19 protein-coding genes are annotated in these 24,287 nt (G+C 52.1%); 13 read left to right on the forward strand and 6 right to left on the reverse strand.

Going from position 1 to position 24,287, the window contains the following annotated elements; translation table 11 throughout:
• Positions 1–69: 69 nt before the first annotated feature.
• The gene (gene glnA, locus ACFPOF_RS08670) at positions 70–1,494 is read left to right on the forward strand and encodes a type I glutamate--ammonia ligase (RefSeq protein ID WP_378131613.1); all 1,425 of its coding nucleotides are present in this window, start codon (positions 70–72) and stop codon (positions 1,492–1,494) included.
• Positions 1,495–1,615: 121 nt separating this feature from the next.
• On the opposite strand, the gene ACFPOF_RS08675 is transcribed toward glnA, so the two are convergent.
• The 4 genes from ACFPOF_RS08675 to ACFPOF_RS08690 all read right to left on the reverse strand — a co-directional run bounded on the left by ACFPOF_RS08675 (position 1,616) and on the right by ACFPOF_RS08690 (position 4,539).
• A complete protein-coding gene (locus ACFPOF_RS08675) occupies positions 1,616–2,656 on the reverse strand; it encodes a YheC/YheD family endospore coat-associated protein (protein WP_378131615.1) in 1,041 nt (346 codons plus the stop codon).
• A gap of 181 nt (positions 2,657–2,837) precedes the next feature.
• The gene (locus ACFPOF_RS08680) at positions 2,838–3,521 is read right to left on the reverse strand and encodes a class F sortase (RefSeq protein WP_378131617.1); all 684 of its coding nucleotides are present in this window, start codon (positions 3,519–3,521) and stop codon (positions 2,838–2,840) included.
• Positions 3,522–3,572: 51 nt separating this feature from the next.
• The gene (locus tag ACFPOF_RS08685; protein WP_378131619.1) at positions 3,573–3,815 is read right to left on the reverse strand and encodes a hypothetical protein; all 243 of its coding nucleotides are present in this window, start codon (positions 3,813–3,815) and stop codon (positions 3,573–3,575) included.
• Positions 3,816–3,888: 73 nt separating this feature from the next.
• Positions 3,889–4,539, reverse strand: a complete 651-nt coding sequence (locus ACFPOF_RS08690) for a 2'-5' RNA ligase family protein (protein ID WP_378131621.1) — start codon at positions 4,537–4,539, stop codon at positions 3,889–3,891.
• Between the two features lie 128 nt (positions 4,540–4,667).
• Here ACFPOF_RS08690 and serC point away from each other — a divergent pair, with 128 nt between their 5' ends.
• The 3 genes from serC to ACFPOF_RS08705 all read left to right on the forward strand — a co-directional run bounded on the left by serC (position 4,668) and on the right by ACFPOF_RS08705 (position 6,733).
• Positions 4,668–5,756 carry a 3-phosphoserine/phosphohydroxythreonine transaminase gene (serC, locus tag ACFPOF_RS08695; protein ID WP_378131622.1) on the forward strand — a complete coding sequence of 363 codons (1,089 nt, stop codon included), beginning with the start codon at positions 4,668–4,670 and terminating at the stop codon, positions 5,754–5,756.
• Between the two features lie 103 nt (positions 5,757–5,859).
• Entirely contained in the window at positions 5,860–6,324 is a 465-nt protein-coding gene (gene trmL, locus ACFPOF_RS08700; RefSeq protein WP_378131624.1) for a tRNA (uridine(34)/cytosine(34)/5-carboxymethylaminomethyluridine(34)-2'-O)-methyltransferase TrmL, read from the forward strand.
• A gap of 166 nt (positions 6,325–6,490) precedes the next feature.
• Positions 6,491–6,733 carry an AbrB/MazE/SpoVT family DNA-binding domain-containing protein gene (locus tag ACFPOF_RS08705; protein WP_115992011.1) on the forward strand — a complete coding sequence of 81 codons (243 nt, stop codon included), beginning with the start codon at positions 6,491–6,493 and terminating at the stop codon, positions 6,731–6,733.
• 93 nt (positions 6,734–6,826) lie between these two features.
• Here ACFPOF_RS08705 and ACFPOF_RS08710 read toward each other — a convergent pair whose 3' ends face one another.
• Complete coding sequence (locus ACFPOF_RS08710; protein WP_378131626.1) at positions 6,827–6,979, reverse strand: hypothetical protein; 153 nt, start codon at positions 6,977–6,979, stop codon at positions 6,827–6,829.
• A 140-nt stretch (positions 6,980–7,119) separates the two neighbouring features.
• Here ACFPOF_RS08710 and ACFPOF_RS08715 point away from each other — a divergent pair, with 140 nt between their 5' ends.
• A complete protein-coding gene (locus ACFPOF_RS08715; RefSeq protein ID WP_378131801.1) occupies positions 7,120–8,229 on the forward strand; it encodes an aminotransferase class I/II-fold pyridoxal phosphate-dependent enzyme in 1,110 nt (369 codons plus the stop codon).
• On the opposite strand, the gene ACFPOF_RS08720 is transcribed toward ACFPOF_RS08715, so the two are convergent.
• Entirely contained in the window at positions 8,204–9,094 is an 891-nt protein-coding gene (locus ACFPOF_RS08720) for a DUF2161 domain-containing phosphodiesterase (protein WP_378131628.1), read from the reverse strand. The two genes, ACFPOF_RS08715 and ACFPOF_RS08720, sit on opposite strands and share 26 nt — an antisense overlap.
• 180 nt (positions 9,095–9,274) lie before the next feature.
• Between ACFPOF_RS08720 and ACFPOF_RS08725 the strand changes: the two genes are divergently transcribed.
• The 8 genes from ACFPOF_RS08725 (at position 9,275) to ACFPOF_RS08760 (ending at position 24,248) form a co-directional block, all read left to right on the forward strand.
• Positions 9,275–11,170, forward strand: coding sequence for a PrkA family serine protein kinase (locus ACFPOF_RS08725; RefSeq protein ID WP_378131630.1), 1,896 nt, complete (start codon positions 9,275–9,277; stop codon positions 11,168–11,170).
• 503 nt (positions 11,171–11,673) lie between these two features.
• A complete protein-coding gene (locus tag ACFPOF_RS08730) occupies positions 11,674–13,377 on the forward strand; it encodes a type 2 periplasmic-binding domain-containing protein (RefSeq protein WP_378131632.1) in 1,704 nt (567 codons plus the stop codon).
• A gap of 147 nt (positions 13,378–13,524) precedes the next feature.
• Positions 13,525–14,427 carry an ABC transporter permease gene (locus tag ACFPOF_RS08735; RefSeq protein WP_378131633.1) on the forward strand — a complete coding sequence of 301 codons (903 nt, stop codon included), beginning with the start codon at positions 13,525–13,527 and terminating at the stop codon, positions 14,425–14,427.
• 21 nt (positions 14,428–14,448) lie between these two features.
• A complete protein-coding gene (locus tag ACFPOF_RS08740; RefSeq protein ID WP_378131635.1) occupies positions 14,449–15,330 on the forward strand; it encodes a carbohydrate ABC transporter permease in 882 nt (293 codons plus the stop codon).
• Between the two features lie 45 nt (positions 15,331–15,375).
• Positions 15,376–16,545: a leucine-rich repeat domain-containing protein gene (locus tag ACFPOF_RS08745; protein ID WP_378131637.1), complete on the forward strand. Its 1,170-nt coding sequence runs from the start codon at positions 15,376–15,378 to the stop codon at positions 16,543–16,545.
• 24 nt (positions 16,546–16,569) lie between these two features.
• Positions 16,570–20,550, forward strand: coding sequence for a carbohydrate-binding family 9-like protein (locus ACFPOF_RS08750; protein WP_378131639.1), 3,981 nt, complete (start codon positions 16,570–16,572; stop codon positions 20,548–20,550).
• Between the two features lie 23 nt (positions 20,551–20,573).
• Positions 20,574–22,316: an S-layer homology domain-containing protein gene (locus ACFPOF_RS08755; RefSeq protein WP_378131641.1), complete on the forward strand. Its 1,743-nt coding sequence runs from the start codon at positions 20,574–20,576 to the stop codon at positions 22,314–22,316.
• Positions 22,317–22,568: 252 nt separating this feature from the next.
• Positions 22,569–24,248, forward strand: a complete 1,680-nt coding sequence (locus ACFPOF_RS08760) for an extracellular solute-binding protein (RefSeq protein WP_378131643.1) — start codon at positions 22,569–22,571, stop codon at positions 24,246–24,248.
• Positions 24,249–24,287: the final 39 nt, after the last annotated feature.

Raw genomic sequence — 24,287 nt, forward strand, 5'->3', positions numbered from 1 at the left:
GTTCGATGAAAACTTGAACATTCGATCGGCTTTAATCACTTAATGTTCGGAAATAGGGAGGAAATTAAGATGTCGGTACAACAATTATTGGATTTAATCAAGGAAAAGAATATTGAGTTCGTGGATTTCCGTTTCGTAGATCTCCTCGGTCGCGGACATCACATCACATTGCCTGCTACCGAAGTTGATGCAGATACTTTCGTTAACGGCGTTGCATTCGACGGTTCCTCCATCACTGGTTTCCGCGGCATTGAAGAATCTGACATGGTTATGATGCCGGACCCAGGCACAGCTTATGTCGATCCATTCACGGCACATGCTACGTTGGTTATTGTCTCCAACATCCACACGCCGGACGGCCAACATTACGAGCGCGACCCGCGTTCGATCGCACACAAAGCCGAAGAGTTCCTGCAACAATCCGGTGTGGGCACGACTGCGTTCTTCGCTCCTGAATCCGAATTTTTCATTTTCGACGATGTTCGTTACGAATCGACAATGAACTCCTCTTCGTATTTCGTAGATTCCGAAGAAGCGGCTTGGAATACGAATCGCAAAGAAGAAGGCGGCAACCTCGGCTTCAAAATCGGCGTCAAAGGCGGATATGTTCCGGTTGCTCCAGTTGATTCCCAACAAGACATCCGTAGCGAAATGGTTCGTTTGATGCAAGAATCCGGCCTACGCGTTGAACGTCACCACCACGAAGTGGCGACTGCCGGCCAAGCGGAAATCAACTTCCGTTTCGATACGTTGACGACAACGGCTGACAATCTGATGAAATACAAATATATCGTGCACAACGTTGCTCGCCAATACGGCAAAGTTGCAACTTTTATGCCGAAGCCTCTTTTCGGAGACAACGGTAGTGGCATGCACGTTCATACGTCTATCTTTAATGGCAGCGAGCCTTTGTTCTATGAAGCAGGCGCGTATGCGAACTTGAGCGAATTGGCGCTGAACTACATCGGCGGTATTCTCTACCACGCTCCGGCGTTGATCGCAATTACGAACCCGTCCACGAACTCGTTCAGACGTCTCGTGCCTGGTTACGAAGCGCCGATTAACCTTGTATTCTCCAAAGGCAACCGTTCCGCTGCAATTCGTATTCCGATCGCTGCGGTTACGCCTAAAGGCTGCCGCATTGAGTTCCGTACGCCGGACTCCACGGCGAACCCGTACCTCGCTTTCGCAGCGATGCTGATGGCAGGTCTGGACGGCATCAAACGCAAAATCGATCCGCGCGCACTCGGCTACGGTCCTTTCGATACGAACATTTACGAGCTTTCCGACGATCAGAAGAAAGAAATTCGCAGCGCACCGGGCACATTGGACGAAGCGCTTGACGCTCTGGAAGCTGATAACGACTTCTTGATCGAAGGCGGCGTATTCACGAAAGATTTCATCGAGAACTATGTTGCGGTGAAACGTGCTGAAGCCAAATCGGTTGCGATCCGCATCCATCCTCACGAGTTCGGCCTATATTTCGATTGCTAATAATGATTACCGACGAAAAGCGCCCCGAGGGGCGCTTTTTTGTATGAGAAAATGTATTGGCACGCATGATTCAGCCGCAATCTTTAAGAACAGAGTCAAGCATTCACCCATATACTGGACATCACAACGGTTGCTTCCCGTACAAATATCGTGCGTATTGGATCGGACGTTGGTAGACGACCGAACGATTAGCGATCTCTTTATAAAGTTCCTTCTGGGGTTTGCCGTTCAATTCGATAATCCAAGGGTGGGAGTCGTTGTCCAACGCGACGTCGACACTGAACTCGCCTAGATGATAATCCGTGCTCATGTCGATAATTTCCGCCGATCTTAGGCTAATATCGTAGATGGAAGTCATGATCTCTTTTACCTTGGCAGCTGGGTACAATTGCTTGAGTACTTCTTCCGACTGGCAGACTTTCACGAAGATGCTTGTATTATAGCTGCCCTTATAAGCGATTCGGCTCACAAGATTCGTTACGGACCATAACCCTTTTTCGTTTTTCTGAACGAGAGAACGGATATCGAAAACTTGGCCATTTGTTTGTTGAATAGGGATGCCTCTTTGAACGATGGAAGAGGTAGAGCCAAGAAGCTGCCCCACTTTCTCATGAAACGAGTCAAGGTTCTTCGCGATCGTCTTGGGAGAGAAGTAGTGGTGGCCGATGAGAATTTCCCCTGCGCTATTTATCTCCGCCCGATAAACTTTTCTACCCATGTTTCCATAGAACGGTTTGAAATAAACAACTTTATATCGTTCCAGCAAGTTCAAGGCGTTCTCCGGGTCATACAAAACGGTCTCTGGCAAATAGTCGGTGAGCCATCTATTGAGAACATTGTAAATGTCCAGCTTGTTGAGCTGGTTAATCTTATTAAAGCATTTGCCGCCTCCGATTGCCGCATCTAACCGTTCAATCTGTTTTGGTTCGGTGCCGTAGCAACGATTGTATACGACTTGAGGAAGAGGAAATCTCCCGACCGCCCACTTCCCTTTGACCCGATGCAATCCGATGACGGTTCTCTGTTTCCAGTCGATGGACGAGGGGGTGAAGGAGATTAGCTTCATCCCGGCTGCGTTGTGCGACAGAAACTGACTAAGGGCATATTTTCTTTGCCTTTGATTGGCGACCAGAATACCTACCAGACCGTTTTTGCTATTCATCGTAAGCCTCCGTCAAAAATAAAGAAATCGTAAAATTAAGTTATGTACCGATGACGGAAACCGCGTGGACAACAATACAGCCGAATCAAAAAAAGCTGCGATACCCTCTTTCGCTTTCCCAAGAGAGTTGAATATACAATTAGCGGCTGGGGATCGTTCCCCGAGCCGCTTTTTTTGAACCTTATTGCATCAGCCGAGTAAACACGACCAGACGTTTGAGATGCTCTTTTTTCTTCCTGTCGAACTTGCCTGTGCAAGTAATCAAGTTTAGTCGAGCCTCGTCGGTTTTACCGAATATCCGCTCAACGGGTGCTTTCGCCGTGTCGAATGTTTCTACGGAAACGACGCTGAACACCAAATATTGCCCCGACGTATTGGACAAAACAATGGGATGTCCGGGCTTTAGACGCTTCAGTCCGTAAAAAATCGCGGGTCCCGTATAGTTGTCCACATGGCCTGCAATAATGGCGTTGCCGGGTTGTCCCGGTTTAACCGAGGCGAGTACGCCGACGATCTCGGGCGATTTCGGAACGTCCATCTGCCCGTTGTCGAGCACGCCGACGGGTTCGACTTTGGACTTGATTTGGACCGACGGAATCCAGATCGTATCGGGAAGAAGCGGCTGCTGCTTCGTTTCCCTAACTTTAACGGTTGCGGATGGTGTCGGTGAGACAGGCGGCGGTGCCGCATCAGTTTTCGCTTGTTCCGTCACCGCCTTCCGGATGACGGAGGACGGTGACGGTAACGGCGAAGCATGAGAAAAGTACTCAGGCACTGCCTTGTCTTTGACCGGGTCGTGTTCGCTTCCGCAACCGCAGCAGGCGAGGAGGAGCGACAGAACGAACAAAACGCGCGTTTGTTTCATCTGAGTTCTCCGTCCGCTAGAAAAGGAGAGCTACGTCCTTTAATAAGTCGTTTATTCGCTTATGCCGCCGTAGCCTGTTTTTGGCAGTTTTTTTGGTGTCTTAGCTTTTTTTGTTTCCAGCTTTTTCACTTTGCTGGCGCTTTTTGCGTGAACTTTGTGTTTGTGGGCCGCTTTTGCTTTCATGTGCGTTTTGTGATGTGTTTTATGATGGCCGTCAACCGGCGCTGCGGAAGCGGCAGTTGCTGAGGTCAAAAGGACGCTGGCGGCCAGAAGGGCGATTGCTGCTTTTTTCATTCGGTGAAAAACCTCCTCGTAGTTGTTGTGGCGTAATGACTCCACGCTTATAGAATGGTTTGTTTTCGGAATTTCATAAGAGGATATTGGTGGGTGAATCCGTCCCGATCGAGTAACGTCCGATCGCCTCATAGCTTGGCCGGCGGCCCAAATGCGTGCGGTACAACGCAACTTCGGCCGCCGGCCAAACGGGCGGCACGGCGGGGAAAGCGTCCCGCCATGCCGCCTCAAGCGCCGCCGCATCGTAGCCGGCGGCGGCATCCCGCGCGAGCGTGACGTGCGCGCGGTAAGATCTGGCCTCCGTCGCGAAGCCGGAGGCCCTGAGGCGCTCGCCAAGCGCAGCGTGCAGCGCATGCAGCGCGGCGAGCGCCATGGGTGCGTCGCCGGCCGTATTCCCTTCCGCGTCCGACGCGGAAGGGGCGGCCAGGCCGCACCATAACACGCGCGGCGCGGCGGCTGGCGGGCCGAAGACGCCCGGCCGCCTGGCCAGCGCGAGCGTGAAAGGCGCCGCCTTAGCCGCGGCGGCGGCGGTCAGCGCGGCGAGCTCATGTATGCGAGCCTCCGGAGTATCGCCGAGAAAATGGAGCGTAATATGCAAATCTTGCGGATGCGTCCACTTGCGAAAGCGCACGCCTGCGCCCGCAATTGCGGGCATAATGGAAGCGAGCGCTGCGGTCGGCGCCTCAGGCAAAGGCAAGCCGATAAAAAGGCGAAAATTATTCACATCTGACACCGCTTTCGTTCGGAATTTAGCGATATTTTCTGCAAAACAAGAGCAGTTAATGGTTGCTCTACGGTGTAAAGCTTTGATATGATAAGCCTATTATGATTTTAAGATAAGGTGGGAACAAGATGGCTAACCGCGCTTATAACTTCAATGCCGGCCCGGCGGCGCTTCCGCTGGAAGTGCTGGAAAGAGCTCAGCAGAAATTCGTCGAATTCGAGAACAGCGGCATGTCCTTGATGGAAATGTCCCATCGCGGAGCGATCTACGAGAAAGTGCACTTCGAGACTGAAGCTTTGCTCCGGGAATTGATGGCTATTCCGTCTAACTACAAAGTATTATTCGTCCAAGGCGGAGCAAGCACGCAATTCGCGATGGTTCCGATGAACCTGCTGACGCCAGGCAAGACGGCATCGTTCGTGGCGACGGGCAGCTGGGCGACCAAGGCGATTCAGGAAGCGAAGCTGTTCGGCGAGACGGCGATCGCGGCTTCTTCGGAAGCGCAGGCTTATAAGCGCATTCCCGCCATCAGCGAATTGAACTACCCTGCAGATGCGGCATACCTGCACTTGACATCGAACGAAACGATCGAGGGCACGCAATGGTCGGAATATCCGGACACGGGAAGCGTGCCGCTTGTCGGAGACTTGTCGAGCGACATTTTGTGCCGTCCGATTGATGTGTCGAAGTTCGCTCTTATCTATGCCGGCGCACAGAAAAACCTCGGCCCTTCGGGCGTAACGATCGTCATCATTCGCGAGGATTTGATCGCGAAGCCGGCGATAACAGTACCGACGATGCTTCGTTACGACACGCATGCGAAGAATGACTCGTTGTACAATACTCCGCCGTCGTTCGCGGTCTATATGGTCGGCGAAGTATTGAAATGGATCAAGGAAAACGGCGGCGCAGCAGGTATGGAAGCCCGCAACAACGAGAAAGCAGCCATCTTGTACGAAGCGATCGATTCAAGCAACGGCTTCTACAACGGCTTCGCGGACAAAGGAAGCCGTTCGATTATGAACGTGACGTTTACGCTCGCGAACAAGGATTTGGAGGCGGCATTCGTTAAGGAGTCCGAAGAAAAAGGCTTCGTCGGATTGAAAGGCCACCGCAGCGTCGGCGGCTTGCGCGCTTCGATCTATAATGCTGCTCCGCTTGAAAGCGTGAAGGCCCTTACGGCGTTCATGCGCGATTTCCAAAGCCGCAACAGCTGATCTACCAATGAATGATCATCCATAAGGGCCTCGTCGGCCCGTTTTCGAGAAATAGCGGTTGTTCGCCGCTATTTTTCGATTTTTTCCGAAGGAGGAAACGTTTATGCCTTTTCACATCGTGCTTGTGAATCCGGAAATCCCGGCCAACACGGGCAATATTGCCCGAACGTGCGCCGCGACGGGAACGCATCTTCATCTTGTACGTCCGCTTGGCTTCGACACGGATGACAAAACGCTGAAACGGGCGGGATTGGACTATTGGTACGCTGTCAACATTACGTATTACGATTCGTTCGAAGAAGTGCAAGCGGCGGCGCAAGACGGGGCAAGATTTTTCTTCGCTAGCACTCGGGTTACGAAACGTTATTCCGACTTCGCGTTCCGGGATGGCGACTACTTCGTGTTCGGCCGCGAAACAAAGGGGCTGCCGCAAGAGCTGCTGGACGCGAATGCCGATACGGGCATGCGTATACCGATGACCGATAAAGTCCGCTCGCTGAATTTGGCGAATTCGGCGGCGATCGTTGTGTTCGAGGCGCTCAGACAGAACGATTTTCCATTAGAGTGACGCAAAATCTCATTTTTATTTGGCTATTTTGCCTGTATTGTTGCACGATAGTAAGCAAATCCAGTTCTGGGCAGGAAAATGTCATAAGATGTAGAAATATGTAGAGTGGCAAAGGTTTCGAGGATTTATTACTAGCTAGATTAGCATATGGGATGGAGGTACAGCATTGAAACCTGCAGGCGTTGTTCGTAAAGTGGATCAGTTGGGCCGCATCGTTCTTCCGAAATCGTTACGCAAACGGTATCAGATGAATGAAGGCGATCCGGTAGAAATCCTGGTCCAAGGAGATCACATTATTCTGGAACGTTATCGGCCTCGTTGCGTGTTCTGTTCTTCGATGGAAGGCGTCGGAGAATTCAAGGAGCGTTACGTATGCGCTTCTTGCGTGAAGGATATGCACGGACTGTAAACATAAGGCACAGAGAAGCCGTCCCGCCGGGACGGTTTTTTTGTATAAGAAAAAAGCCGGCCATCGAAGAGGATGGTCGGCTTTCGGTGGCTGTTAGAGCCCTTTGGTCTTATCTTCGTTATAAGATGCCGTCAGGATGGAGACGACAAACAGAACGAGTACGAGAATAACGATCCAGAATTTGTTGGACATTCCGAACAGTTTAATCTGATTCGCCGCTTCGCTAGCCGCTTCTGCCAGAAACATTTTCCACACCTCCGCTTGACTACCTTTATTATAACCAACGACCGGAAAAAAGAAAACGCAAAATGTTGTGACAATCTGAGGGCGGTCATATAAATGAAATAAGGCCGAGATCTTCAAGGGAGGGAAGAGCCTTGGGTGCGATGATCAACTGGATGGGCGGATGGCCGAAGGAAGGTTTGATATCGGCTGCCGATTGGGAAGAACGGGTAGAAGCAGCAGCCTCGATCGCTACGACGGAACGATTCGGGACTCGGGAAAGTAACGCCGAGCCCTACGGCGAGAAGCTCAGGTCGCTGCTTGCACAAAATTTGCTGAAGGCACGCACTGGCGGCAACGGAAGCCAAGTGAAAGTAACGCAAGGGGCGGACGGAGCGCTTGCGTGGATCGCGGATCAGCTTCTACAACCGGGAGACACGGTGCTGACAGAGAAGCTGACGTCAAGATCGGCCCTGCACGTTTTTCGCAAAGCGGGGTTAAAGACGGAGGCGGTTGCCGGAGATCGGCGGGGCATGGACCCCGAAGCTTTAACGACAGCGTTGTTCCGGTATCGGCCGAAAATGGTGTACATCGCCCCGGCTTGTACAGATCCCGAAGGGACTTCATGGAGCGTCGAACTGCGCTCGGCTTGCCAGGCAAGGTGTTCGGAAGCAGGTGTACTGCTTGTGACGGACGATAGGCAAGAGATGCTGCTGTTCGAGCCGGAGAAGGGACCTTCTGCGAGAAGGCTTGATCCCGGTGTCTTATCGATCGGCCAGTTGCCTCCTGGACTCATCGCGGGACTTAAGCTCGGCTGGATCGCCGGTCAGACGGATCGCTGGCGAAAGTCGTCAACCAGCGCGGCTGAACCCCCGTCGAACACATTAGAGATGTTAGCACTGTCTCGATTAATCGACGAACAACCGCTTGAACCGCTTATCGAGATGCTGCGTGTACAATGCGAGGAGCGAATGAAAAGAATGATCGATTTGCTGTCTCGCAAAGGCATCCCCGATCTTGGCTGGCTCCCTCCTCGCGGCGGTTTGCACCTGTGGGTGACGCTGCCCCAAGGACTGGACGGAGAATCGTTGCTGAAGTCTGCGTGGTTAAAAGGATTAATCTTTCAACCGGGTGCTCCTTACTATGTGAAGGATGCTCGCGCCAATACGATTCGGCTGACTTTCGCCTTTTCGGACGAACGTCAGATGAAACAAGGTTTGGCGAGGCTTGCCGAGAGCGTAGAAGAGTTTACGGGGCGCTGGTCGCGTAGTTAAGCGTTATCTCCGAACCATCGCTGTCATCGCCGGTCAATACGTATTCCGCCGCCCATGGGAATCGGCTAGCCCATACGCGAGTAATCTCGGCATATTCGTGCAAGGCGGCTTGCCCGGCGGCGGAAATGCCGTACGAGCCTTTGGCCAAATGAGCGAACCAGCCGTAATAGTTGTCGCGCAGCAATGTAGCGGCCGTCGGACAATTCGTGAGCGCCCGGACTTGCCGGGGAGCGGAAGGACCGTGGCATTGAAGGGCAAGGGCACACTGAATCGATTTCTCTCGGTATGCGGTCACAAGTTTGCGCTTCGTGCTACCGCCGACATTGTAGTCGCCGCTGCGAGCGTCGAACTCTTTGCGCAGCTTCTCGGCTTTCGCCTTGGAGCGACGCGGCGGTTTGCTTGGCGCATAAGCCGTATAAGGCGTAGATGGTTCCGCGATGAGAGGACGCGGCTCAAGCATGATGGTAGCACTGCTAACGGCGTGCCGTTCGGGCGAAGCCGGCGGTTCGCACCACACTTCGATGACCGGCTTTTTCGTCTTATAGAACGTCACCGTCATGAAACCGAGCTGGAGTCTGCGGCATAAGGCGGTAATCTCGCCGTAGCGCTGGTTGTGCGCCCCTTTTTTCGCGCGATTCCGCTCGACGGCGAGCCAGACGTCGCCTCCGGTTTTCTGCCGGTCGACGCCTTGAAGCAGCAGCGGCAGGGTGAACGTCTTTTTCATCTCGACAATGAGGGGGTCCGACAAATCCGCGCGGTATGCGACGAGATCGCAGCCGCGTACTTCGGCTTTGACTTCATAGCCGCGCTCCTCGAAAAAACGTTTGACTGGGGGATAAAGCTCGGTTTCGTGTTTGACGGCCATTTTCTTTTCCTCCTTACGGCAAGCGCATAACCCGGCACATGGCTTATTACGGCCATTATAGCATAACGCTCATGGTTGATTGACGGCCTGTCCGTTGAATGTTAGGTCAAATTCGTTCGGTCGTCCGCATAAGAATGTAATACGTCGATGCACTAGAGAAAGACGCGAGGAGGAAGCGGCATGGACATCTTCAGCCGGATCTCGGAATTTCGGGCCGAGAGCGAGAGACTTAGCTGGTCGGGGACGTTTCGGGAATACATCGATCTACTTCGCCGCGATCAAGCTCCGGCGATGACCGCTCATGCCCGGGTTTACGACATGATCGTGTCCCATGGCGTAGAGGAGCGGGGAGGGAGTAAAAAATATACGTTTTTTAACTCCGAGATTTTCGGGCTTGACCAGACGATCGAGAAACTCGTCGAAGAATATTTCCACTCGGCCGCTAGAAGGCTGGACGTCCGCAAAAGGATTTTGTTGCTGATGGGGCCTGTGTCCGGCGGGAAATCGACGATCGTCACGATGTTGAAGAAAGGGTTGGAGCAATTTTCGCGGACGGAACGAGGAGCGGTCTATGCGATCAGAGGCTGCCCGATGCAGGAGGACCCGCTCCATCTGATCCCCGATGCGCTGCGACCGGAAGTGGAGAATGAGCTCGGCGTAAGGATCGAAGGCGATCTTTGCCCTTCGTGCCAGATGCGGCTGCGTACCGAATTCGAAGGGGATATCGAGCGGGTGCCGATCGAGCGAGTGCTCATCTCGGAGAAAAATCGCGTGGGTATCGGCACGTTCAGCCCTTCCGATCCGAAGTCGCAAGATATTGCCGACTTGACCGGCAGCATCGACTTCTCGACGATTACCGAGTACGGCTCGGAGTCCGACCCGCGCGCATACCGTTTCGACGGGGAGTTAAATAAAGCGAATCGCGGGCTGATGGAGTTTCAGGAAATGCTGAAGTGCGATGAGAAATTTCTATGGAATTTGCTGTCGCTGACGCAGGAAGGGAACTTTAAGGCAGGAAGGTTCGCACTGATCTCTGCCGACGAGATGATTGTGGCTCACACGAACGAATCGGAGTATAAAGCTTTTATCTCGAACAAGAAAAACGAGGCACTGCAATCGCGGATGATTGTCATGCCGATTCCGTACAACTTGAAAGTGTCCGCCGAAGAGAAAATTTACACGAAGCTGATCGGACAATCCGATATGGGCCATGTGCATATTGCGCCGCATGCACTGCGTGCCGCCGCTATTTTCTCCATACTTACTCGCCTCAAGGAATCGAAGAAACAAGGCATGGATCTCGTCAAAAAAATGCGGATGTACGACGGGGAAGAAGTCGAAGGGTACAAGGAAGCCGATCTGAAGGAGATGCAGAACGAATTCGTCGAAGAGGGCATGTCGGGCATCGATCCCCGCTATGTCATCAATCGGATTTCGAGCGCGCTTATCAAACAAGACTTGCCGTGCATTAACGCGCTGGATGTGTTGCGGGCGCTTAAAGACGGACTCGATCAGCATCCGTCGATTACGCGCGAAGAGCGGGAGAAATATTTGAATTTTATTTCCGTCGCGCGTAAAGAATACGATAATCTGGCGAAAAAGGAAATTCAGAAGGCGTTCGTCTACTCGTTCGAGGAATCGGCGCGCACGTTGTTCGAGAACTATCTCGACAACATCGAAGCGTACTGCAACTGGTCGAAAATCAAAGATCCGCTCACCGGCGAGGAGATGGACCCGGACGAGAGGCTTATGCGTTCGATCGAGGAACAGATCGGCGTGTCCGAGAATGCGAAGAAGGCTTTCCGCGAAGAAATTTTAATCCGTATCTCGGCGTATTCGCGCAAGGGCAAGAAGTTCGACTACAGCATGCACGACCGTCTGCGCGAGGCGATTGAGAAGAAGTTGTTCACCGACCTGAAAGACATCGTGAAAATTACGACGTCCACGAAGACGCCGGACGAAAGCCAGCTCAAGCGCATCAACGAGGTGACGAAGCGGTTGATCGACGAGCATCATTATTGCCCGAACTGCGCGAACGAACTGCTTCGTTACGTCGGCAGCTTATTGAATCGGTGACTGATGAATAAATGGCGGCACAAAGGTGATCCACACCTTTGTGCCGTTTTTTATTGTACGGCGCACAATGCACAAATAAGAGAAAGAGCACCCTCTGGTCGTATGTCGATAGCGTCTGTCAGTGCGTTATTGGTGGGCTGATGGTCTGGTGATACGTCGATAGCGTCTGTCAGTGCGTTATTGGTGGGCTGATGGTCTGGTGATACGTCGATAGCGTCTGTCAGTGTGCTATTGCTGGGCTGGCGAGCTGGTCTTACATCGATAGCGTCTTTCAGTGCGTTATTGGTATGACTGTAGGGCAGCGGAGTTTGCATCTGTCATTATCAGCCAGCGATAACTGGACAACAAAGTCCCAGCCGCGTCAACAGAATCCGATTGTTGGCGCAAGCGGCTGTTTCTACAATAAAACTAAGGTCGACAACGACCTGTCGATAGCGCTATCACATCAATGGTTCTCAACGGCCAAGAGACCATTCAACACCTAATGAACTTGGAGGGCGGTTATGGTAAACAAAGTCAAGAAATCGATAGCTCTTCTCAGCGCGACAGCATTGGTGTTCACGATCGCTGCGTGTGCCAATAAAAATGAGTCCTCTGATCCGAGCGCCACTGCACCCGGATCGGCATCGGCAACGGGCCAGACAGAAAGCCAGTCTCCGGAAGCAACAAAGGTAGATCCGTTCGGGAAATATGATCCGCCGATCGAGATCACTTTTGTCGGCAATATTAGCGACCAATTCGAAAAAACGACTTTGACCGACGGCGTTACGTTGGAAGATAACGTCTGGACGAAGGCATTTTTGGACGAGCTTGGCATCAAGGTGAAATACAAATGGATAGCCAAGAGCCCTGAAGAATACCAGCAGAAGCTTAATCTGTCTCTGTCTTCAGGAGATATTCCTGATGTGATGGTGCTAGATACGGCTGGATTGCAGTCCGCGATCAAAGCCGACATCATCCAGGACGTGGGCGGTCTCGTTGACCAATATGGAATCGACGAAGTAAAGAAAAATTACACGACCTATAACTTCGATCCTTATATTGCAGCCAAGAACAATGGAAAGGTGTATGCCATTCCGCAAATGTGGTCGGTCAGCGACAATGCCAGCGGCATTTTGTGGATTCGTCAAGACTGGTTAAACAAAGTAGGCATGAATCCTCCGAAAACGATGGATGACGTCTATGCGATCAGCCAAGCGTTTACCCATAACGATCCGGACGGAAATAAGAAGAATGACACGTTCGGGCTCGCTGTCAGCAAAGATTTTGCACTGGATTTGGGAGGGTTTTTCTACGGCTACAACGCTTATCCTGGAACTTGGCTGGAAAAAGACGGGCAGCTTATTAACGGAAGCACGCTTCCCGAAACAAAGGGCGCCATTGAAAAATTAGCGGCGATGTATAAAGACGGACAGATCGACCCTGAATTTTACGCTAAACCTGCCGACAAAATCGCACAAGATATTGCCGCGCAAAAGCTTGGAATGATGTACGGCTTCATGTGGAACGGCATCTACCCGCTGCAAGACAGCCGCCGCGACCATCCCGAGGCAGACTGGCGGCCGTATCTGATTCCGGCAGCAGACGGAACGATTGCCAAGCCGAAAGCAGATACAGGCATTGCAGGCTACTATGTCGTCAACAAGAAATTTGAGCATCCCGAAGCTTTGGTCAAGATGATGAACCTGCTCAAAACGCTGGGACCGAAAGACCCTGCCAAGTATAGCATCTCTACGGACGGCAAAGAGATATGGAAGCTTTCCCCGATCTCCGTGCCGACATTGGAAGAGAACTTGAGCTATCACAAGAGAATGAACGAGCTGTTTGAAGCGGGCGGAACTCCTGCCAACGCAGTCGAACAGTCCGTGTACGACAAGGTCAAAAAATGGACGGACGAGAAAGATGAGACGGTGTGGGGCTTTTACAAGATGCTCGGTAACGGCGGCGTAGGGGAAATCGCACAGGCGGACATTCAGTACTACTTCGATAACAATTTGTGGGTCTATAATGCTTATCGCGGCGCTCCGACACAGACGATGAGCGACAAAGGGGCAACCTTGACGACGCTGGAGTCCGAGGCGTTCGTGAAGATGATAATCGGCAAGAAGGACATGAGCGAGTTCGACAAGTTCGTGGCCGATTGGAAGAAGCTCGGGGGCGATGATGAAACCCGGGAAGTGAACGAGTGGTACAGCAAGGCCAAGTAACGCAATCTAGCACGACCTAGCACGACCTAGCACGATCTAGCACAATCTAGCGTAATCTAGCGCAATAACGAGAACGCTTGAATACGACGAAAGCTGCAAAGAAAGGGGGGCTTTTATCGGCCCCCCTGTTTAGTGGAGATGATCAACATGAATGTAATGAAAAAGTCGAAGAACCTTTCTCTACACCTGATGCTGCTGCCTGCAATGATCCTTCTGATTGTATTCAGTTATGTCCCGATGGCGGGTATCGTCATTGCTTTTCAGGACTTCATTCCGGCCAAAGGACTTCTTGGACATCAGGAATGGGTAGGTCTGAAAAATTTTGAACTTATTTTAGACAATCCTTTTGTTTTCCGCGTGTTGCGGAATACGATCATCATCGCCTTTGCCAAGATCATACTGGGGCTGATCATTCCCATTGCCTTTGCTATTCTTCTCAATGAGATTCGCAATACTGCGTATAAGCGGACGATACAGACGCTTGTTTACTTGCCTCACTTTTTATCATGGGTTCTTCTAGCAGGGATATTAATCGACATCCTCTCTCCTTCCACCGGGATCGTAAACAGTCTGCTGAAGTCATTCGGAATGAACCCGATCTTCTTCCTCGGCGATCCGAAATGGTTCCAGCCTACGATCATTATTACGGATGTTTGGAAGGAATTCGGATGGTCAACTATTTTGTATTTGGCTGCCATAACATCGATTAACCCGAGCTTGTACGAATCGGCGAAAATGGACGGAGCCGGGCGGTTCCGGCAGATGATCACCATTACGCTGCCAGGAATGAGCATGATTATTGCGATGCTTGCGATTCTCAGTATCGGCAATATTCTGAACGCGGGGTTTGATCAGATCTTTAACCTGTACCATGCCGGAGTGTATGAAACCGGTGATATTATTGACACCTTCGTATATCGGATGGGTCTCATTGACGCCAAGTTCGGGCCCGCGACGGCGGTCGGACTGTTCAAGTCGGTCGTTTCGTTGATCCTGATAACCACGTCCTACTACGCCGCCTATAAATTTGCCGATTACAGAATTTTCTAGAAAGGGGGAATGAACTTCACGATGAGAAGAGGGACCAACAAACCGTATCTTTTTCCTGTGATCAACGGGACCATTCTTGGCATTATTGCGCTCACGTGTATGGCCCCGTTACTTCATATATTCGCCATCGCTTTCAGCGATAACAGAGAAGTTGTCAAAGGCGCGGTTACGTTGTGGCCGAAAAATTTTACTTTGAGCTCTTTTACTTTTGTGATGGAACGCGAGGAATTTTGGCGATCGTTCGGCGTGACGCTGAAGAGAATCGCCATCGCGCTTCCGCTGAACATGCTGCTTACGATCGTTACCGCTTATCCGCTGGCTAAGGAAAGCAACGCGTTTAAGCCGAGAACGTTCTACGTCTGGTTTATGTTTTTTACGATGCTGTTCGGCGGCGGATTAATTCCGACCTATATGCTTGTCAAACAGTTGCACTTGCTCGATAGCATCTGGGCGCTAGTTCTTCCCGGAGCCATTCAAGTCTATAATGTCATCCTGCTGCTTAACTTTTTTCGCCAGCTTCCAAAGGAAATATCGGAGGCGGCTTATATGGATGGCGCCGGGCATTGGCAGACGCTATGGAAAATTTATGTGCCCACCTCGATGGCCGCGCTGGCGACGCTCATTCTGTTCACAGTGGTCGGCCACTGGAACGCTTGGTTTGACGGCATGATCTATATGAATATGCCGGATAAATACCCGCTGCAAACTTTTCTCCGCACAGTCATTACGATGCCGGACTTTAAATACCTGAAGGCAGATGACTGGAAAAACCTGCAAAGCATTTCAGACCGTACGACAAGGTCGGCGCAGATTATTATTGCTTCGGTTCCGATTTTGTTGGTGTACCCGTTTCTACAAAAATACTTCGTCAAAGGGATTGTCCTTGGCAGTGTGAAAGGCTAGCAAAGGTTGGCTATGAAGCTGGAAGCAGAAAGGAGAATAAGATCAATGATGACAAACAAGAAACGCTTATACCGGGGATTGCTTGTCGCGTTCACGGCCGCACTGTTGATCGGCGGCGTGAACGCCACGTTCGGACTGCTAGCAGCGGCAACGCCGGAGTCGCAGTTTCGCATCAATAGCGACGGAGTTATTACGGAGTATGTGGTAGAGGGTAATGAAGTTGAGGACTACAAAGCTATTACGATACCGGCAACGGTGCAAGGCATAACAGTGAAAGCGATCGGCGAAGGTGCTTTTCAGGAGAAAAAGATTAAGTCCGTTACGTTTCCGGCCACTCTTGAGCGCGTAGAGAAAAGGGCTTTTTACAGCAACTCTATTGAAACGCTCGCTTTTCCCGCTAGCTTAACAGAGATCGGCGACGAGGCGTTTGCGTTAAATCAAGTGAGTACGCTTTCACTGCAGCAAGGGATCACAACGCTCGGAGAATCGGCTTTTTCCGGGAATGAGCTGACCTCGGTAACGTTGCCGGAAGGGATTACGACCTATGGCGGCTGGATATTCCAATACAATCGGATTGAAGAGGCGCAGTTGCCGGTGGATATGCAGGAAATCCCGCACGGGATGTTCAGCGACAACAAGCTGTCTTCGATAGATTGGCCCGCAGGTTTAACCCATATCGGCGAGGCGGCATTTGCGTATAATCCGTTCACCTCGCTGGATTTGCCTGATACGCTGGTCGCTATCGGCGACAGCGCCTTCGAGCAGAACAAGCTTGCTCAAGTTACGTGGCCGGAAGGGCTTCAGTCGATCGGCAGCTGCGCTTTCAGAGGCAATGTGTTGTCGGAACTGAATTTGCCCGGCAGCCTGGTCGGGTTAGGCGATCGCGCCTTCGCCAACAATCAAATTTCCGAACTGACCGTGCCGCAAGGACTGGCGGATCACATCGGCGACTACGCTTTCCGACAAAACCGTCTGACCTATGACTATGAGCCCGTCTACGAGGGAGAAAGAGAAATCCGGGGAAAAGCGCTGCCCTATACAAGCGTGTCCGTAAGTGATAGAGCAGGGCAAGAATTGGGCAGAGCAACGGCTGATAGCAAAGGCGTATTTCGGGTTGCTTTCACCGGCGGAAGACAGACGGGAGCGGGCGAGCGCTTCCTGGTGAACGTGCAAGGCGGGGATAGAACGGAAGTTCAAACGCTTTCTAAACAGTAAAGGTGACGGGAAAGGGGTTTAAATATGAGGAAAGTTATGCGTCAATCGATTTCCTGCGTACTGCTGCTTGCGGTTCTGCTAACTTCCACTAATAACGCGTCTTCGGTGCGGGCAGCCCAAGCGGACCCTCCGATGACAACAATCCATGTGCCAAACGTTGCGGATAAGACGCCGGTTATTGACGGCGTTATTGAAAATGCAGAATGGGACGAGGCGGCGCAAAGCGCGGGGTTTGTAACGTTTACCCAATCGGAGGCCATTCCCGAGCCGACTTCCTTTAAAGTGTTCTTCACGGAGGACAAGTTGTACGTTGCGGTTCATTCCGTTCAGAAGGAAAAGCCAAGCGCTAAAGTGACGGCACACGACGGACCGGTGTATACCGAAGATTCGGTAGAGATTTTCTTCCAGCCGGATGTCGCGCAACAGACTTATTATCAGTTTGTTATTAATGCGAGGGGAACCAAGTACGAAGGCCAGGGAAGAAATGCTGCATGGGGAAACAACGACGATTGGAGCGCGGGAGCGACGATAGGGAACGGATACTGGGACTTGGAAGTGGAGCTTCCTGCCTCTCTATTTGGGATAAGCAGCTTCTCGGCCACGGAATACGGGTTTAATATTAGCCGCTCTCAATCGGCGGGAGATCAAGGCGGAACCGGACCGATGGCGATTCCGGCTATGATCCAAAGCTCATGGTCGCCCTATTACAGCGGAACATTCCACGATCCCTCCGCATTTGGCAGGCTGTACCGGAATGACCAGGACAATAATGCTGTGCGCCAGTCCGTCTATGCCAGCGATTTGAAGAACGGATTTCAGACGGTTTCCGCTTTTACGAACACAACGAGCGGCGATGTGACGATTAAAGCGGTTCAAGAGGTGAGGAACAGCAGCACCGGCGCGCTTCTGGGGGCTGCTCAAGAGATGACCGCCACAGTAGCTGCCGGTGCATCGCATGATTTCGTATTGAGCAACCCGTTGCAGCAAGGCAAGTGGGATAACGTTGTGACGATAACCGATGCGAACAGCGGGAAAGTGTACTATAGCAGAAAAATACCAGTTAACATCCCGCCTCCGCTCAAGGTGCGCGCCTATTGGAGCGATCAGAAGGCGGAGCTCCGTCTGGACAAAAATGATGTGAATGCAGGATTTATTGCCCAAACGAGCCTGTTTGAACTGCAAGACGGGCAAGGAACGGTCATTTCCGATCAAGAAGTGAACGTCGATTCCACCGGTGTATTCCAAGCTTCATTCGATATGAGAGCGCAGCCGGCAGGGAATTATCAGTTTGTTGCCACGCTGAAGGGCAGCGGGGATTCCTATGCACTACCTCCGGTAACGCTGGAAAAGCCGGCCACGCCGGAATGGTGGGATTCCGATCTCGGTACGGAGGATGTTGTGCTTGCTCCATGGACCGGCGTGAAGACGGTTGGCAATAAAGTGGAAATCTGGGGCAGGGAGTATGCCTTCGGCGATTCTCCTTTTGTCAGCCAGATTACGAGCCAAGGTCAAGAACTGTTGGCCGCCCCGATACAGATTGAGGGCAATGCCGATGCGCAGGAGCTCCACTTCTACGAAACGAATGACATTGGCGTAGAGAAGACGGATACCGCAGTCCAATATTTGAACGAGTCGGTGTCGGACGATGTTAAGCTGAGTGTGAACAGTACGGTGGAATATGACGGACTTATCCGTTTTGATGTGCAACTGTCATCCGAGTCTGACGCTCCGGTTCAATTGCAGAACCTCAAGGTGAAAATTCCGATGAAACCGGAAGCGGCGACGCTGTTTGATGCGGATACGACCGATTCTCCGTTAAGAGGCAGCTATCCGTACTGGAGCGGGGCGCGTTCAGGCAAGTTCCCCGACGCTGCTACGGGGAGCTTTACTCCGCATATTTTTGTCGGTAACGATCAGGTGGGGCTGACTTGGGTCGCTGAGTCGACGCAAAATTGGTCGTTCCAAGACGCGAAAAAAGTGCTGGCATTGAAAAAGCAAAGCGGAGCCCATGTTCTGGAAATGAATGTGATTGATAAGGCAATCGAAGTTAACCGGGATACGCCGCTGACGTTCACCTTCGCGATTCAAGCTTCCCCGATCCGGCCGCAGGCGGAAAATAAGCAGGTTTTCATTTATGGTAGCAATGCTTACGGCGCAGAAGGATGGGGAATGAATACTTTCTCGCAGAGTAAAGGTCAATTGAGCTATCCGGCCAAGGACTATGTAACGCCGGAGTATGGCGAACTGACGGTAAATGCGGCGCCTTGGAATGCAGTTACCGCAAACTGGTCGGGCGGATACCCGGATGACCCGCAGAACGAGATGGCGACGCCCGTCGTGGCCATCAAATTCCCGAACGGAAACAGCTTTGGCCTGTATTACAGCCTGGCTTCACCGAAGTTCTTTTTGACGACGGAAACAGGCTTTAATACCAATCGGGTTCGCCATGAGATTAAGGAGTTCGAATACACGAATACATGGATGATCTGGTGGGAGCGATATGTGAAGCTTAAATGGAACGAGTCCGCTTTGGAAGTATGGATCACGGATGATACGGGTAATTTTGCGAAACAAGCAGAAATCCCGTTTGATTTCGATCTGATGAACGCTTCCCTCCAAGAAGCCAAAATTGTGTTTGGCAGCGGGTTTGTTTACAACGATTTCTCCGCAGTAGATAAGAACGGCGCCTCGATCGCTTGGGTCCAAGCCGAAGATGCAAATCAACCGGGGAGAGTGCTGACAGGGAACTATGAGTTGCTGCCCGATGCGAGCAACCCTGCAAGAGTGTACGTAGGCGGCCCCGATTTTAATAGCAACCGTGACTGGCCTATGTTTCTGAACCGATTAAAGAGCGATCACTATCAGTTGCTCAAAATTCATGAAGACTGGACGGAGTCCCAGGGTTATCCGATGACGAGAGAGCAAGGGAGAAAGGACGCTCTCCATGCGCTGGCGACTGCGGCCAATGAGAAGGGAATCCCAGTGATCCCGTACATTGGATTCCAACTGGGCAACAATACGCCGGAATTCCAGTACTACAAAGATGATATTGTGACGGAGCCGTTTTTCCTGCCCAACGGCTGGGTACGGTCGGATACGAACCACATCGGGGCGAATATTTCGTATGCGGGGCAGTACCAGAATTTTATGCTGTGGAGCATTAAGAAATTGATCGAGGAAGATCACATTGGCGGTTTATATATGGACAGCACCGCTCTCCCGCCGGTAGATCAGAACGTGCACCACGGCGCGGGATATGTTGACCGGGATGGCGTGTTGCAGCCGTCTTATCAGATCTTTGAGTACAGAAAATTCATGAAACGTCTGCGTACGATGGGGAAGGCGATTCGTCCAGACTTTTATATGGATCTGCACACACCTGTTGGCACATGGACACCAACCGCCGGATTTACCGACGGCATATGGAAGGGTGAGCAATTCCTTAATGCAGAGGCTAATCCGTCGGAAGCAACATTCCGCAGAGAGGTTACGCCGGAGCTGCTGCGGGCGACGATGGGGACGCAGACCGGGCTGAACGTTAATTTCTTGAATTATGCTCAGGTCGATTCCGCATCAGCGGTAACTGCGGTGCTGAATATTCCAGTGCGGATGGACGGACTTCTTCGTACGAAAATGATGGATTATTACGACTTGAACAACGCGCAGTTTACGCTGTACAGAGACAGTCAAATTGCAGGCTCCAATGAAGAGACGCCGATGTCGTACTACAAACGTCCTGACGGCGCAGTCGTGGCCGTTACGGCGAATTTGAACCAGACAGACGAGCCGAGGGATGTCACATTCACGCTGCCGGATGGGCTGATTTTGTCCGGAAGTGTGGCGACCGACGCGATCAACGGGGATAACGCGGTTCTGAATGGCAACACCTTGACGGTGCATTTTGAGCAATCATGGCGTTACAAATATATTTTGCTGGCCCCTGAAGGCGTTGAGAGTCCGGTGAGATACCCGTTTGAATGGCCGTCTATCGGCTTTCCCAACTAGATGAAGAAGGAGGCGAATACGAGATGAAAAAAACGATAATGGGCGCAATGCTCGGCTTGTGTATGATGATGCCGTTGCTGCCAGAAGCGGCATCGGCCGCGTCGGGAACCGGGGGGATGGCTGCCGGGACGGGCAGCATCGCCGACGGTAATATCGTCTACTTGGGCCAGTATGCAGAGGGTGGCGGCACCTACGAGGTGCCGTGGCTCGTGCTAGATGCCGACAAAACGAACACGAATACAGAAGGCGCGTTCCTCATTTCCAAATACTTGTTGGGAAGCACGCCATTTGAAGCCGTTTGGGATGACGACGACAACGATGGACAGGCACAACCGAACGAATGGCAGAACAGCGACGCCCAGGCATGGAGCAAAAGCTTTGCCGGATCGAATCATTTTACGGCTGCCGAGCTCTCCGCTCTGCTGGCCATAACAAAAACTGACGCGCAGTATATGGCGTATGGGGCAAGCGAGCTGAAAGGGGAAAAAGCGTTTTTCCTGTCGGGAGAGGAAGCGGCGACTTATTTCCACAGTGATCATGAACGCGAAGCTGCATTCATCACCAATCCGACCGGCAACGCCGGTTGGTGGTGGCTGCGTTCGCCGTATGGGGACAAGCCTTACAACGCCGGAGTCGTCTCGGTCGTTCAGCGCTATACCCGCGTATCCTACGCCGATGGCGCCCGTCCCGCTATCAATCTGGCGCTGTCTCCGATTCTCTTCTCATCCGCTGCCCAAGGCGGCAAGTTGAGCAGTACGGTGGGCGCCGCAGCGCTGCAGGCGGTGTCATCCGTTAAGCCGATGGAATGGAAGTTGACCCTTCGGGATAACGGTAGAACATTTGGTGCAGGAAGAACGGGATATGATGCAGTAAGCAAAGTGATGACCATCAGTTATACGGGCGCTACGGTAGGAGTCAACGAATATATTTCGGCAGTCGTCATCGATCGAGACGGTACGGTGAAGTACTACGGGAATATTATCAAGCCGCTTAGCGCAAGTGGCAGCGCAACGATTGACTTGTCCGGCGTTGCGTTGGGTGCTAACGATAAGCTCTATGTGTATTCCGAAGCAACCAACGGCGACAAAAAGACCGACTATGCAAGTGCATTGCAAGAGTTGAGTGTAAGCGCCAGCTCATCCGGCAACGGTGGCGGGGGGATCACCGACCCGAAGCCCCCCGGCAAAGGGGATAAAGAGGACCCGGGTTCCCCGCCGGTCTGGAAAGATCAATTCAAAGACGTGAACAAAGCCGACTGGTTCTACGATGCGGTGAAATACGTCTATGAAAAAGGGCTGATGAAGGGTATTTCTGATACGACTTTCAGCCCTAATGCAACGACGATGCGGGCGATGCTGGTGACGATGCTGTATCGACTGGAAGGCTCCCCAGATGTGAACGGAACGAATCCGTTCATCGACGTGGCGGCCGGTAAGTATTACGAAGATGCTGTCAAATGGGCGGTCGACAACAAAATCGTCAGCGGCAACGGCAACGGGAAGTTTGGCCCCGAAGACCCGATTACCCGTGAGCAAATGGCAGTAATCTTGTACCGTTACGCCTCTTTCAAAGGTTATGACGTGTCCGCCAAAGCCGATCTCTCTTTGTTCGGTGACGCAGGCTCCGTTTCTGGCTATGCGAAGGATGCGATGGCCTGGGCCAACGCCAAAAGGTTGATCCAAGGTTATGGCACCAAGCTGACGCCTAAGAGCAACGCATTACGTGCCCAAATGGCGGCCATCTTTCAAAGATTTCTCGAATCCTAACGCGAAAGGCGTCGCCGTCACCAAGTTGTGTATAGTGTATGGCGGCGCTTTATAATGGGCTAGGAAGATGTGAGATCTCCCCATTTCGCCGAACTCGCATGAATTGGACAACAAAGTCCTAGCGCTGTCAACAGAATCCGATTGTCCGCTCACGCAGTTGTTTTTACAATTGTAGTGGAGCGTTCATCTCGGCATTGCGGTCCAGAAGGGGAGGCATCCATCTCCAAATCCAATAACGTTGGGAGAAGCTGCATGGCGAACAACACGATGAAAGCAGCAGGAGCCGTAATGTTGGCGATTATACTTCTGGCACTTTGGGCTTGCCGCGACAATGAGACGGATTCGGTCGTCAAGGAAACGGCGAAGCCGACGAACGACACGAAGACCGAAGAGCGGAGTGAAACTCAGGCGGCAGGGCCGATGGCCAAGTACGACCCGCCGATCGTGTTGACAACCGGCAGGAATATTGCGGGATTGAAGTTTGACGAAGGCAAGTCGATCGACGACAACAACTGGTACGATGCCTACCGGGACGTTCTTGGGATTCAGGTCAAGAACAGTTGGGCTGTCGAAGGCGACGAAGCTTACACGAATAAAACGAATATCGCCATCGCTTCTGGAGAAATCCCGGATGTAATGGCTGTTAATGCGTTGCAGCTAAATAATTTGGTAGAAGCCGGTATGGTCGAAGATTTGACAGACATATACGCCGCATACGCGACGGACTTTACGAAGAACTTGCTGCAGGAAGACGGCGGACTTGCGATGAAAGCATCCACATTCGGGGGTAAACTTTACGCGCTTCCGCTAACGAACAGCAATCTGGATGAGGTCCCGATGCTTTGGGTACGCGACGACTGGATGAAGAAGCTGAATTTGGCTGAGCCGACGACGATGGACGGGATGGTCGCCATTGCGAAGGCGTTTACGGAGCAGGATCCCGACGGGAACGGGAAAAGGGACACGTATGGACTGGCGCTCGTGAAGGAGGCGCAAATCCCCGGCTTTTTCAACGGTTTTCACGCTTATCCCGGAACTTGGCTAAAGGATGCTAGCGGCAAAATCGTCTATGGTAGCGTACAACCGGAAATGAAGAGTGCGCTGCAGAAGCTGGCGGACATGTACAAAGCCGGCTACTTCGATAAGGAATTCGGCGTTAAGGATGGTCCGAAATACGACGAGCTGATCGCCTCCGGCAAAGTCGGCATGATGTTCGGACCGATGTACGCTCCGCTGGGGAATCTCAAGAACAACAAGCTAAATGAACCGAACGCGGAATGGAAGGCGTATCCGATTCCTTCGGCGGACGATCAGCCGGCGTTGGCGCAAGTAGGCGTATCGGCCAATGCATTCTATGTCGTCAAGAAAGGCTACAAACATCCCGAGGCGGTCGTGAAGCTGCTAAATTTCTGGAACGACAGAAGCTGGAACCACCCGGATACTTCTCTGTCGCGCAACGCGGAGCAAAATATCGAGACGTGGCCTTACGGGCTAGTTAAAGCGTTCCCGGTGCTGAAGAACGTGAAGGCGCACCGCGCGGTTAAAGCGGCGATAGAGAGCAAAAATCCGGAGGGCCTTGATCTCGAGCAAAGGCTATACTATGACGCGATTCAAAATTGGTTCGAAAAAGGCGACGTCGTCGGTAATTCCTGGGGGTTCTACCGCTCGTTCGGCATGGATGGGGCGGGCATGGAAATCGTCGATCGCTATTTGCAGGAGAACAAACTGATGAACACCGAGTTCATGGGCGGCTCTACGGCGACGATGGCGGAGAAAATGGCGACGCTGAACAAGATGGAGTCGGTCATGACGATCAAGATCATTCTTGGCCAGTCCGGCATCGAGGAGTTCGACAAGTTCGTCAAAGACTGGAACGAGCTTGGCGGCGCGAAAATGACCGAGGAAGTGAACGACTGGGCGAAAACGAGGTGAGCATTTGCTTGCGAAAACAAGAGTCGCGGTGTTGCGCTG

This window comes from Cohnella soli (genome assembly GCF_042655525.1).
In the GTDB taxonomy this organism is placed as follows: domain Bacteria; phylum Bacillota; class Bacilli; order Paenibacillales; family Paenibacillaceae; genus Cohnella; species Cohnella soli.